The organism is Pseudovibrio sp. Ad13, assembly GCF_001623225.1.
Classification (GTDB): Bacteria; Pseudomonadota; Alphaproteobacteria; order Rhizobiales; family Stappiaceae; genus Pseudovibrio.
The window spans coordinates 174323-187118 of sequence record NZ_LMCC01000015.1 but is presented as its reverse complement, the minus strand read 5'-3'; the positions used below and the strand labels follow the sequence as shown (position 1 = coordinate 187118).

The 12796-nt window shown below is 49.2% G+C and carries 13 protein-coding genes and 1 tRNA gene; 7 read left to right on the top strand and 7 right to left on the bottom strand.

The features are described 5' to 3' along the window. The first annotated feature begins 9 nt into the window (after positions 1-9). A complete protein-coding gene (locus PsAD13_RS18005) occupies positions 10-465 on the top strand; it encodes a hypothetical protein (protein ID WP_063319045.1) in 456 nt (151 codons plus the stop codon). Positions 466-477: 12 nt separating this feature from the next. After that, a complete protein-coding gene (locus PsAD13_RS18000) occupies positions 478-951 on the top strand; it encodes a hypothetical protein (RefSeq protein WP_063319044.1) in 474 nt (157 codons plus the stop codon). Between the two features lie 439 nt (positions 952-1390). Here the strand turns inward: PsAD13_RS18000 and PsAD13_RS17995 are convergent, their stop codons facing one another. Then, positions 1391-2341: a DMT family transporter gene (locus PsAD13_RS17995; RefSeq protein ID WP_063319043.1), complete on the bottom strand. Its 951-nt coding sequence runs from the start codon at positions 2339-2341 to the stop codon at positions 1391-1393. A 618-nt stretch (positions 2342-2959) separates the two neighbouring features. Between PsAD13_RS17995 and PsAD13_RS17990 the strand changes: the two genes are divergently transcribed. Continuing rightward, on the top strand, positions 2960-3760 hold the full coding sequence (locus PsAD13_RS17990; protein ID WP_063319042.1) for a DNA adenine methylase: 801 nt from the start codon (positions 2960-2962) through the stop codon (positions 3758-3760). A 37-nt stretch (positions 3761-3797) separates the two neighbouring features. Here PsAD13_RS17990 and PsAD13_RS17985 read toward each other — a convergent pair whose 3' ends face one another. The 4 genes from PsAD13_RS17985 to PsAD13_RS17975 form a co-directional block, all read right to left on the bottom strand. Beyond that, positions 3798-4145, bottom strand: a complete 348-nt coding sequence (locus PsAD13_RS17985; protein WP_063319041.1) for a hypothetical protein — start codon at positions 4143-4145, stop codon at positions 3798-3800. A 9-nt stretch (positions 4146-4154) separates the two neighbouring features. Next, a complete protein-coding gene (locus PsAD13_RS17980) occupies positions 4155-4820 on the bottom strand; it encodes a ParA family protein (RefSeq protein ID WP_063319040.1) in 666 nt (221 codons plus the stop codon). A 139-nt stretch (positions 4821-4959) separates the two neighbouring features. Beyond that, positions 4960-5199, bottom strand: a complete 240-nt coding sequence (locus PsAD13_RS27655; protein ID WP_153040921.1) for a hypothetical protein — start codon at positions 5197-5199, stop codon at positions 4960-4962. Between the two features lie 154 nt (positions 5200-5353). Then, positions 5354-5427 (bottom strand) — tRNA-Cys (locus PsAD13_RS17975). 302 nt (positions 5428-5729) lie between these two features. Between PsAD13_RS17975 and PsAD13_RS17970 the strand changes: the two genes are divergently transcribed. The 3 genes from PsAD13_RS17970 to PsAD13_RS17960 all read left to right on the top strand — a co-directional run bounded on the left by PsAD13_RS17970 (position 5730) and on the right by PsAD13_RS17960 (position 9085). Then, on the top strand, positions 5730-6389 hold the full coding sequence (locus tag PsAD13_RS17970; protein WP_057464431.1) for a protein-L-isoaspartate O-methyltransferase: 660 nt from the start codon (positions 5730-5732) through the stop codon (positions 6387-6389). 459 nt (positions 6390-6848) lie between these two features. Then, positions 6849-8216, top strand: coding sequence for a TolC family outer membrane protein (locus tag PsAD13_RS17965; protein WP_063319039.1), 1368 nt, complete (start codon positions 6849-6851; stop codon positions 8214-8216). A 221-nt stretch (positions 8217-8437) separates the two neighbouring features. Continuing rightward, positions 8438-9085 carry a DUF2497 domain-containing protein gene (locus PsAD13_RS17960; protein WP_063292424.1) on the top strand — a complete coding sequence of 216 codons (648 nt, stop codon included), beginning with the start codon at positions 8438-8440 and terminating at the stop codon, positions 9083-9085. 147 nt (positions 9086-9232) lie between these two features. Here the strand turns inward: PsAD13_RS17960 and PsAD13_RS17955 are convergent, their stop codons facing one another. Next, on the bottom strand, positions 9233-11272 hold the full coding sequence (locus PsAD13_RS17955) for a mechanosensitive ion channel family protein (protein ID WP_208986771.1): 2040 nt from the start codon (positions 11270-11272) through the stop codon (positions 9233-9235). A 264-nt stretch (positions 11273-11536) separates the two neighbouring features. Between PsAD13_RS17955 and PsAD13_RS17950 the strand changes: the two genes are divergently transcribed. Then, positions 11537-12070 carry a DUF2155 domain-containing protein gene (locus tag PsAD13_RS17950; protein ID WP_306418677.1) on the top strand — a complete coding sequence of 178 codons (534 nt, stop codon included), beginning with the start codon at positions 11537-11539 and terminating at the stop codon, positions 12068-12070. A gap of 13 nt (positions 12071-12083) precedes the next feature. On the opposite strand, the gene aat is transcribed toward PsAD13_RS17950, so the two are convergent. Continuing rightward, positions 12084-12773, bottom strand: coding sequence for a leucyl/phenylalanyl-tRNA--protein transferase (aat, locus tag PsAD13_RS17945; RefSeq protein ID WP_063319038.1), 690 nt, complete (start codon positions 12771-12773; stop codon positions 12084-12086). Positions 12774-12796: the final 23 nt, after the last annotated feature.

Sequence of the window (12796 nt, the reverse complement as noted above, 5' to 3'; positions counted from 1 at the left end):
GAGCATTGAATGCATAAGATACTGTGTTTCATAGGAATATCGGTTTTAATATCCGCGCTCCAACTCTACCCTGCAAGAGCTTCAAATTACAAGCTTCTAGCACTGAAAGGGGAAGCCCAATGGGAATGTTCATCCTTGTCGAGGATCTTTGATAATGGCAACCAAGACAGCTTTTTCTTTTCAGGATTAAGTAAATTGCAAAAGGCATACCAAGCAGCAGTTACTGATAAAATAGCCGAGCAAGACAGAGATCACTTTTCATGGATATTGAAGAACCATGACTACGGTGTTTCCATTGATTTTATTTTAGGTGGCGCATTCGTGAGGGTACGGAAGTCAATTGAAGAAGACTTACCTCGGCGAGATGCGACTACTCAGAGTATTGAAGACTGGCGGATTTTGAGAAGACTGGCAGCTCAGGAAGAATACGAAAAGAGAAACTGCGATTTGCTTAAGCCCAACTAAGGAGCGCAGAGCATGTTGAATGAGTATCAACGGCAATTTGTTGCATGCCTAACTGACTTCAAAGTTGAGTACCTTGTTATTGGAGGTATGGCGCTAAAGCACCATATAGAGAGACCTACTCGTGATCTGGATCTATGGGCACCATTAGATGGCGGCAATCGATTCAAGCTTGCAAGTGCATTAAAACAATGGGGCAAACGTTACCCGCTTCATGGACAAGTTGGGATCGAAGTGTGCCACTTAGAGGCAAACTTGCAGATCCATTATCCCGAAGATGAAGTTTATTTTTTTGACAGCCAAAACAAACCTTTACCAATCTTACCTGACGATGGCATCGACATTCTGACGAGCGTCCATGCTGACTTAATCTTCGCAGATGCAATCAGTCGCGCCTCGAAGTGGGTGCACAACAACCTCACAATGCAGATCGCCTCATTGAAAGATGCAAAGCGTCTTAAGAGAGCCGGAGAAAATCAATCCAGCTAAGAAGGCCTGCTTTCTATTTCCGTTAAGAGCATAGTAAGACCAATCAGCAATTGAGAATGTTCTTTGATATAGTGATCGCAAATAGGCGTCTCAGTGTCCGCTTATGGTCACCAGCTACATGCTGCTCTTGCGAATGCCTATGCGCCGACGAACGGCAGCAAAGGGCTCATTCGGTATGAATCTTTATTACTCAATAAGCAATCGCTGGAAGAGCGTCTATTGCGACAAGTATGCAACTCTATTTTTTGTTTGGTCACTCATATGGGCTGATTTCTGCTGCTTGGAGTGCTTGTCAGTATGAAAGTTTATTACTCTCCCACAACTGCCCCACCTTTCATAACATGCGTTAAAAAAGGCGAGACAGCCAGGTTATGAGTTGTCCCTGGGCACTGGTGGCAGGATCATACCTGATTGTAGCCCCAGTTGATCAAGCACACAGTCAATCGCTATGATCAGCGAGAACCGGCTTAATATTGCTAAGTTTGACACCTGCAAGGTTAGGCTTGATGACATTTCGCTTTCTTTCGCGAACCCAAACCATGACACCCGCCGCGATTGTGACTGCTCCGCCGACTACGGTAATAATATCGGTGATATAGCCAAAGAATAAAAAGCTCAGCAAAACGGCTACGGGAAGTGCGAGAAAATTGAACGGTTGTAGCGTGCTTGCAGGGGCGTATTTCAATGCTTCGGTGAAAAGAATGTGGGTGGCTATGGCACAAACAATCACTACCAGCATGACAAGTATTGCATTTGGTGTCATTGCCTTCAGGTCGAAAACGCCAACTGCTGTAGAAAGCAACACTGCAACTAACGCCAGATATAGCATTGAAGTTTTTGTACTGTCTCTTGTCGCAACTTTACGTGTCAGTACAGTATAAAGCGAGAAACTCAACACTGCACCGGCAACGAGCCATAGCGAGCTGTCGATCTGTTGAAATCCTGGACGCACGACAATGAGGGCACCAGCAAAACCTATCAGTACAGCCAGCCAGCGATAGACGTCCATTCTTTCACCCAGAAGAGGAACGGCTAATACGCTCACAGTAATCGGAAATAACATAAAAATTGCCTGGAGGTCAGATGTTTGCATGTAGTTCAATGCGGCGGTAAACAACCAAATGTCGGCAAGAAGTAGGACACTTCGTAAAATCTGCAATCCAGGAAAGTGTGAACGTAAAACGCTAGAGAAATCGGACGTACGTCCAATCCAAATAACCATAAACAGGCCAACACCCCAGAACCGGATCATCACAAGCTGTGTGGGTGGATAATCTGCGACAAGCGCTTTGACTGCGATATCTTGAAGCCCGAAAATGAATAAAGAAATTAATGTGATAACTATAGCGCGAGGCACATCTTTAGTGTCGTTTCGAACTGCTTGGTTCATTGCTGCGGACCTTTTGTCATGATCGCATTGGCTATGACGCATGAAACGCGCATAGCACAAAGAACCCCGGACGCAGAAGCGTACAAGGTTAGCGAATATTTTTTACTATTGGGAAGTGGTTTCTGCATTTTGGGTCCAATTGCGCAAATCAAGATATAGATTTGACTGCGCTTGGACGAAGCTTGGGCAGATGTCGAAATATAACAATTCCAGACAAGATGTCAATAACACTGCGCGTGCTTCCATAATAGCAATCAGAAGTAGTGAGAAGTTTCCAGCAGTCTGAATATTGTACCAAGGCGTATGACCGGTAAGGTCACTCATCAACAAATTGACCAAAATCGACTTACGGTTGAAATCACGGACTGGCTGTAAGCAACTGGATCTAGGCTGAACGGCAGCTATTGGTCAAACGCCTCTTTCCCATGATCCCTCTCTTCTCGATACCCATCAGAGTATTGGTGGGAAGAACGACGTGCGTAAACACGTCAATCCACGGGCCTTGTCAAATCAGTCCGTGAGAGCGTTAAGCAAGCTGAAAGGCTCATTCCCACCAAGCCATACATTGTTAATTGTATGGTTGGGAAATCTTGCCATAGCTTGAGAGTAAACTTCAATATGAACTTGTTTGGAGAAGTCGCTCCGGTCAACGCTGAACCGGTGGCACCCTATCTTGGCGGCAAAAGCCAGCTTGCTGCTCGTATTGTCGGTAAGATCAATCAGACCCCACACCAGAGTTATGTGGATGTGTTCTGCGGAATGGGCGGGGTGTTTTTCAAGAGAAGCTCTGTCACCAAATGCGAAGTGATTAACGATATAAATAGTGAGCTTGTCACGTTCTTTCGTGTTTTGCGCTCACACAAGGCTGAGTTCTTGCGAAGCCTGGAATACATGTTTGCCTCACGTGAGGAATTTGAATCGCTCAAAGATAGTGGACTGGATTATCTGACTGACATTCAAAGGGCTGTTCGCTTCTATTACCTCCAACGGCTCGCATTTGGTGGTAAGTCTGTGGGACAGTCGTTTGGGACTGCGATAGAGCGGCCATCTCGCTTTAACGTAAAGCGTGTTCTGAGTAACATAGAAAAGGTTGCAGACAGGCTGTCTGCAGTGACCATAGAAAACTTGGACTGGCGTGCTTGCATAGAGCGTTATGATGGAGAGCAGACGTTGTTCTATCTCGATCCGCCTTACTGGGGTGGTGAGACAGATTACGGCAAGGGGGTATTTGAGCGCTCCGACTTTGCGGAGATGGCAGAGCGGCTTTCTAAAATCGCAGGTCGGTTCATTCTCTCGCTGAATGATAGAGACGAAACGCGGCAGACCTTTGACGGCTTTCAGCAGGATGTTGTCAGCCTGAACTATTCCATTGCGAAAGGTGCGGGTAAGCAGGTCTCTGAGCTGATCATCTCCAATTAGCTTAACAATCCAATATGAGAAACTTTGACGCTCGCAATCATCGCCGATTGCGGGCGTCAAGTTCTTCTAGGGTGGGAACGGGTAAGCCGTCTTCTCGCAGCAAGTGGTAGAAATATTCCTTCTTGCCCAGTTTCAGTTCTTTGCGGCGAGCTTCAATCATCTCAATGATAGGGATTGGAACGAGAGAGTAAGCGACGTTGCCCCTCTCAGATTTGCGCAAGGCGCTCAGCATGGCCTCATGCTCGCTTGGTCGGTCATTCACTAGCTGTGCGATAATGTCTTGGATGAATGAGCTCTCAGTGGGCTTTACAGCGGCTTCTGGAGCTTGCTCAATTGTGCTCGTGTCTCGGCTAATGAGCTGTCGCTTCGCTTTATAGTCTCCCATAGCTCAACCTCATGCTGCTACTTTCCGAATGATTGCAGGAGGAATGAGGCGCTTTGCCCGTAACTCTCCTACGAGTTCCTGGGTGTAGACCTTGGCTCGGCCTTTGATGGAGTCTCCCGTGTTCATTGCAGTCTTGAATGTTGTGGTGTGCCAGAGGATGGTGTCCAGAACGTCGAGAGCCGATTCATCAGATAGCTCGTTTGTGATGTCGTCAACATTGCGGGTGTTGCGGTCAAAGTCCGTCCTTACCACTGCGCTTGTGATTGGCTTGCCTGTCTCCGCACTCAGTTTCGAGAGGAAACGCTGGGTGTTTACTGCTCCCTCAATATCGGCAACAGTTGTAGAGCAGGGGATTAAGACCAGGTCACTAGCAGCTGCGATGTACGCAGCGATACGTGAGTTAAAGCCTGCGGTGTCTACAAGAGTGTAATCGTACTCACCCTTAAGCTCTTGCAGCAGTCCGGTGATCGCGTTGTCGTTTGTCTCGCAGAGGAAATCAATATTGCCGCGATCTAAGACTTCTTGCTCAGCCCAAAGTGAGGAAGAGCGGAGTGTGTCAGTGTCTGGAATGATGATGTTGTGGCCTTCTCCAGCGAGAATGCTCGCAAGAGATATTATCAAGGTGGACTTGCCGCAGCCACCTTTCTGCTGAATAGCTGAAATCGTATGCGCCATATTGTGCCCCTCAACAAAAGATAGTTGCTGGACAACGGTATTTAACCGCCAGATAACAGGCAATCCGCGACAATTAATGGGGAACAGGTAATCGAGAGCCGTAAGCAGATAACAGTTTACGAATGTTAGTTACGGCTGATTACTGTTGAGAGGTCTCTTGGGGATGTTGCGGCACCATGTGCTGGTAGCAAGGACGGGATGTAACGTCCTTGGATCCGCAGTGCGAGCAACGCAGCTTCCGAGCAATATGAATTACGATTGTATCCTCGGGCATTCCCTCAGTGGAAACGTAATCAGCGTTCTGGCAGTTATTGCAGTGAGCGCGAACTGGCGCGTCGAGTTCTTTCAGGTCTGCCAAAGTGACTGGACGGTTTTCCATTGCTCGTGCTCCAAATGGTCTCTCCTGACAGGAAGTTTGGGAGGGTAGCAGGGTGCAATTTTGGGGGCAAGAATCCCTCACCTTGGTTCCATCACGAAAAACGTGAGGGAAAAATCCCAATAAGATAAACAATAACAATGTCAGGAAAAGAAAGTGGAGGCCTCTGCCGGAATCGAACCGGCGTACACGGATTTGCAATCCGCTGCGTCACCACTCCGCCAAGAGGCCCCGCTGTGGTGTGAGGGGCTTTTCTGATATTTGGGGCGGATAGTCAAGCGGGCAAATTCACTTTCCACGATCACTCTTGTGTAAAACACCGAAATCTATGGGGTTTACCTAAGTGAGTAGCTTTCTGGATGAGGCACGGCTTTTCTTCCTGCATGGAGAAAAAGCTCGTATTTGCACCGTAAAGTTCAAAAATAGAAAAACAACAGAGGGAACTGTTTATTTTTACGGATCTGGCAGCTTGTGTTTGTGGTGCATGAGCGATATTTCTCAGCCAAAGAATCTTGCGAGACAGTGAGGACAGGATGGTCAACTTCGCGGAACAAAGAACACTGATGGTCGACAATCAGCTGCGGACCAATGATATTACAGACCTGCGCATTATTGGTGCTATGGGCAAGGTGCCTCGCGAAAAGTTTGTTCCGGAAAACCTGCAGGAGCTGGCCTATATTGATGAAGATGTAGCCGTTGATGAAAAAGGCGAGCGTAAAATGCTCAAGCCGCACATCTTTGGCCGTCTTGTTCAGCTGGCTGATATCACTGCCAAGGATGTTGTGCTTGTGGTTGGCGCTGCCTCTGGTTATGGCGTGGCGATCGTTTCCTATCTTGCTGAGGCTGTTGTTGGTCTGGAAGTTGATGTGGCGCTGTCTGAGGCGGCTTCAGCGAATCTTGAACAGTTGGGCATTGAAAATGCTGCTGTGATTGATGGCGATCTGGCCAAGGGTTATGCGGCTGATGCGCCTTATGATGTTATTCTGGTGAACGGTTCCGTTGAAGAGCTGCCGGAAGCCTTGACTGCTCAGCTGAAAGACGAGGGGCGTCTTGTTGTGGTTGAGGGGGAGAGCAATGCGGGCGTTGCGCGGCTTTACACCAAGTCTGGCGGCAATGTGAGTTCTGTGTTTGCGTTTAATGCGCATGCATGTGCGCTTCCAGGTTTTGAGAAGCCGGAAGTCTTTGAATTCTAAACGCTTGCGATGCAGGTACTGAGATGTGAGGCGAGGGGCAACCTTCGCCTTTTTTTGTTTTTCTGTGAAGTGTTGTGATGAATTTCCGTTTTCGTGATGTGAATTACAGTTTTGTCCCAATGCTGGTTTAAAGCACTTCAGACTCTGGTGGGGTAAAATGAGAACTGGTTGCTGCTGCTGTCTTTTCTATCAATGATGTAGAGATATCCACGTTTCAATCATTGGGTGAAAAAACGGTAGTAAAAACTTAATGGTTCTATTAGTGTGCCTCCGGGGAATGATATTCTGCGATTGGGCTAGGTAATTATATCGATAAGATGTTGCCTGTTCGTCGCAGTATTTATTTTTTTCCAAAATCGGCTTGATCGCCGGTTTCGGAAAACGCCGAATAAGATATACATTTCGGCGAGTGTGTTGGGTTTGCGGTTCGTAAGATTGACCCTGTTTGAGGCATATAAAGTGGTTTCTCGGAAAACGTTAACGGGTGCAGTTGCAGTAGTCGGCTTGCTTGTGAGTGCTCAAGGCGCGAATGCTCTTTCAATTAAAGAGGCATTGGCTGCTACCTATCAGAATAACCCGACATTAAACGCGTCACGCGCTCAGCTTCGTGCGACAGATGAAGGTGTACCACAGGCCTTGGCCGGATGGCGTCCAAGCATTATTGGTAGTGGTGAGTATGGATACCTGTGGCAAGACGCTGGGGGAGCCTACACTAGCAATAATCGCTATTCATTGTCTGTCACAGCAACTCAGCCGCTTTTTCGTGGTTTTCGGACGGTAAACTCTACGCGACAGGCTGAGGCTATTGTTCGTGCTCAGCGTGAAGATTTGCGGACAGCGGAGCAGACAGCGCTTTTCCAGGCTGCGACAGCTTACATGGACGTCATTCGCGATACCGCGCTTGTGTCTTTGCGTCGGAGTGACTTGAAATTCCAGGAAGAGCAGGTTCGTGCTTCTAAAGATCGTTTCAATGTGGGCGAAGGCACGCGGACGGATGTTTCTCAGGCTGAATCAGGTCGTGCACGTGCGCAGTCCACACTGAACACTGCGCTGGCAAACCTGAACACTAGTCGTGCGATTTTCCGTCAGGTGATTGGCATTGATCCAAAAAACCTGAGTGCTCGCACCAATGTGACAAGCTTGCTACCAAAGACTGTTTCTTCTGCCATCTCCATTGGTCAGGATGAACATCCTGCGATCCAGTCTTCTCAGTTTCTGGTTAATGCAGCTCAATTTGCAGTTAAAACTGCTCAAGGTGTCTTGCTGCCAACTGCAGATGTGCAGGGTACGCTCACCTTTAGTGATACCAACCAATCAGGTAATCAAGGAAAACCTACACGATCTGCTTCTATTTTTGGTCGTGTAAATATCCCTATCTATCAGAACGGTAGCGAATACTCTGTTGTTCGTCAGGCTAAGGAAGATCTGGGCCGGACCGAGATTTTGGTTGATGTGTCCCGTGATAGCATCCGTGCACAGGCGATCTCCTCTTGGGGGCAGCTGAACGCATCAATCGCTTCCATTACGGCAGCTGAAGCACAGGTTGCTGCGGCTCGTCTTGCTTTGGAAGGCGTGATTGAAGAGCAGCGTGTTGGTCAGCGGACCACGCTTGATGTTCTGGATACGCAGAGTGATCTGGTGGATGCGCGCGTAACATTGGTGACTGCGCAGCGTGACCGTGTGGTTGCTGCTTATGCGGTTCTTTCCTCTGTTGGTCGTCTCGACTATAGCAATCTGGCATTGACCGGTGCGCGTTATGACCCAACTGAACACTACCGTCTGGTACGTGATAAGTGGATTGGTCTGCGGACCCCGGATGGGCGTTAAGCTCTTCTGATATAATGAAATTTTGAAGAAGGGAGCCTTATCGGCTCCCTTTTTTGTTGCCGTATTTTCAAATTTGCTCGTTTTCCTTGTGGGAATTGGCTTTTTGCTGGATATGTGGCTGTCAGGCGGGGGCGCTTTTCTCCTATATTTAAGTAAGTATTTATTAATGAACTGAGTCGGAAAGCCGGCGGATTAGACGCGATTAGAAGTGGAGCACATACATGGGAGCTGTCTCACAGGGTAACGAGCCTTCCATGGAGGATATCCTGAGCTCGATCCGCAAGATTATTTCGGATGACGAAGCAAGTGGCGCAGAACAGATGACAGATGCTGCATTGAGTGACGCGGACGCGGGTCGCGAATTATCACAGGACGATCTAGATAAACTCTTTGATGATGCGCCAGCGGAAATGGAACCTGCTCCAACTCCTGAGCCAGAAGTGGTGAAGGATGCGGAACCGGACGTTCTGGAGCTGACGCAAAAAGAGCAGATCGACGAGCAATCCTCCTCATTGAAAATTATTGAAGGTCTTGCTGATGAAGATAAGGAAGAGGATGGAGACATCGCTTTTCTTGATCAGCCGGGACCTGAAGCGTTTGGGCTGGGCAGTATGGGGCAAGATGACATTCTTGAGCCATCTGCCGCAAAAAGTCCGGCGGAAACACTTATCTCAAGCGCGACGGACGAAGTTGTGTCCAGCGCCTTTAACGGTCTTGCCAACACGGTGCTGTCCAAGAACGCCCGTACACTGGAAGACCTCGTGGCTGAGATGCTGCGCCCAATGCTGAAAGGCTGGCTCGACCAGCATCTGCCAAGCGTGGTGGAGCGGCTTGTGCGCCAAGAGATCGATCGCATCTCACGCAAATAATCCTTTGGATGTGAGGGGAGAAGCTCTCCCCTTCACACATCCGCTCTCTGCTACTCTTTCTAAGAAAACCGTGTCAAAACTGATCTGTGGTGTGGGCCGTTTGGGTATTTGTCGCTCAAATATGCTCTGTAGATGTATGTTACGGTTTCATATTTGGTTTTTCTTTTTTTTCCGAGACTTTGCTTTTGCAATCGGGCCTTTTGTGGTTTTGGGTGTATCTCTAACATCGCCATAATTACTGATGAAAGGATGGGCGACCTTTATGTTTTCGTCTGAAACAAGCTTGAGTATGCAGATAAGAATATCCTCCTGAATAGCGAGGTATTCATCCCGGCTTGATGCTTTGACACCATTTTCGACGAGAATTAAGAAGCCGTTTTCGTCTATTTCTTCCAGCAAAACTTTTGAAGCGTCTGGCAGAGAGAGTGGGTGTTCGGCTAGCATTTGCTTTATTTTGGAGATGACGGCCTCTAGTTGTTCTGCAGTTGTATCGAACTCTAATGAGAAGTGTTGAACGACACGAAAATGATCTTTTAATGTGAAGTTCAGGAAGTTCATTTTTGCAAGGTCTGCATTAGGGATGGTTACCAGCGTTCTGTCTTTGGTTCTGATCCGAGTTGAGCGCATGCCGATGGATGTCACGTGACCGCGGACCTTGTTGAACTCGCAATAATCTCCGACACGGACAATGCCGTCTGCATAGAGGATCAGGCCGCCGAGAAGGTTTTCGAGCGTGGGCTGAGCGGCCAGGGCGATGGCGAGACCGCCGACACTGATACCTGCGATGATGCCGTAGAGCGGGATGTTCAGGCGGGTCGCGCCGTACGTGAGCAAAATGAGAGCGCACAGGATGGCGAAGAACTGCGTTGCTGTGCGGATGATGCTGCGGTCGATGGAGGCAACGCCGCGGTTCTTGAGCAACACCAGCTCGCTCAGAAGGCGGAGGACCTTGTATATGATGACTGCGCCGCCAATCCAGACGAGCGTTTCGATGGTCAGGTCATAGACTTGCAGAACCGGGCCACCGATATTGATTTGATAGTCAGCCAAATAACGCAGAAAGATGAGCGAGCCGACAATAACGCCAGAAGTGATGATGCTGAGCACTTGCCGCCGAACCGGCTTCTTGCGATCTGGTAAGCGCCGCATGGTGGTGACGAAGAAGAAAAGAATGACTGCGGCGATTGCTGTGATCAGGATCAGTGCGAACCACTGCCAGACGGCCTGTCCATAATACAGTTCCAGTAGCCATGGAGGTTGGCTTTCAATCAACGAGAACCAGGCTGGTGGAAGCAGGTGCCCGGGACTGCTGGCGAAAAAGTGGTAAAGGTCTTGCGGAATGGAGGAGCGGGACGGGAGCGCTTTGACTTCCTCATAAAACTCCGGAATCCGGTCCACTGTTTCTGCTGAGAAGACATAGTCTCCTTGCTGCGGTCCCTCCGTCATCCTGGTGATAACGATTTGGGTGAATGGGATCGTCCAGGAGCTTTCCAAATCGGCCTGATTGAAGTCGTAGGTGCCCGCTGCGGTTCCGGGGATATCCGGAAAGGGGGGAAGCGGGATGCGGTCCAGAATCTCTTTGAGCTGCAGGACCAGTTCCAATGATGTTTGTTGACGTGTTGCGCTGGGGAGGCCGGAAAGATCAAAGCAGCCTCTGGCACGCTCCAGAAGAATCTCGGCGAGATGGATCTGGTTCTGAATGTGCTCATGGTTTTTGCTCATGCCGAGCGTTTCCATGGAGAACGCACCCATACCTGTGTTTTCTTCGTAAGCTTCCTGAATGAGGTGGTTGGTCTCCTCCATGATGTCGAGAAAGCTGTCCAGTGTCGCTCTTGGGGAGCTGGTGTCGGCAGGTGCGAGAGGGAACATGCCGATGATGTCTTTTGCGCGAAACTCCATCAAAGGCATTGCCGGCATGCGCAGTGTCTCAGGCATGCCGTTTTCGTCAGATGGCATCTCTGGCTTTTCTGAGGGAGCTTTCAGGATCTCCTTTTGCTGCTGTTTGATGTACTTCTGGTAGAGAGACTGGGCGGGAGCCTCGCTCGGGAGTGCCAGAAACAAAAGAACGCAAAAAAACGCAGAAAAAACACGTGTAACGCACAAATAACGCAAACCAACGCAAAGCACATTGGAGGCCCGGTAGGTCTGTTGTTGCTGGGTTATCGAGGGCTGTTGCTCTGGTTGCATTGAGGTCTCGGTTGTTGCCTGCTTCCTGCTCTATGAAACCAGCCACTCAAGACCATTTGGACAATCCAAGCCTTGTTATTTAAGTAAAATTTGCCGGTGGGTTATCGTGGCTTTCGCGCAACGCCTGTGGGTTAGCTGAGATTCCTCAGCGATTGCCGCGTGTTTGCCTCGTTCTGGCCTTTTCCCCGTAGCATTCCAGTGCTAAGCCCTTTACAGCTTGGGCGTTTGAATCACTAGCTGCTGGAAAGTTTTATGGGTTTTACAATGCGTAAATATCTTGGGCGCGCTGCATCCTGCGCACTTGCTGCGTTGATCGGTGGGGCAGCATTTGCATTGCCTGCACAAGCTCAGACACCAATTAAAAACCCGGTTGCAGTGTTCAAAGGGCTGGATAAGATCACCGGCCGCATTACCACGTTTGATGTCTATATTGATGAGACAGTTCAGTTTGGTGCGCTTCAGGTGACGCCGCGCGTTTGTAATTCCCGGCCTCGGACAGAAGCCTCTCAAACCACTGCGTTTATTGAGGTTGACGAGCTTACGCTTGACAGTAAAGTTCGCCGGATTTTCAGTGGCTGGATGTTTGCAAGTAACCCTGGGGTGCACGCTGTTGAGCACAGTGTCTATGACATCTGGCTGATCAACTGTAAGAAGACAACTTCCGTGCCGCCACCAGAAGGATACGCTGGTCCAGCTGTTGATCTTGTTTCCGAAGAGGATGATCTTGCTGGTAAGGACTTTGTTTCTTCAGGGGAAATTCCGGTGCCACGACCGAAGGTTGTTGCAACACTGCGGTAAATGATGCGGCCTCTCAGATGAGGCCGTTTTTGTTTTTAGGTGGAGCAGGGCGCATATCCTCGATGATCTGCAACACTAATTTGCCAGAGCTCTCCTGCGGTAGTGCGTGAAAATCTCCGAGTACCATCAGCGCATTTTCCAGCAGCTTGCCATACTGCTCTTTGGGAACTTCTGTCGCCCCGAACTGTTCCAGATGTTCTGTTACGAACTGAGCGTCCAGTAACCTGTAGCCTCCATAGAGCAGACGGCCATACAGATGCACAAGGGCAACCTTGGAGGCATCCCGCTCCAGTGAGAACATGCTCTCCCCAAAGAAGGCACCGCCTAGTGATACACCGTAAAGGCCGCCAACGAGCTCGTCAGCGGCGTTATAGACCTCGATTGTGTGGCAATACCCCATGGCAAAAAGTGCAGTGTAGAGCTTGCGGATCTCAGTGTTGATCCATGTCTCTTTGCGCTCTGAGGAGGTTGTCGCGCAGTGAGAGATTACTGCTTTGAAATCACGGGAGGCTCGAACGACAAACTTGTCGGAGCGGACGGTTCTGGCGAGCCGTTTGGGGATGTGAAATGAATCGAGCGGCAAGATACCTCGCCGCTCGGGATCAATCCAGAAAAGATCAGGAGAGTCAGCAGTCTCAGCCATTGGAAAGATGCCACAAGCGTATGCTTTAAGCAGAATTTGTGGGGTAATCTTAAATTCCATGCTGGCCTGCTTTTGACCTCCCT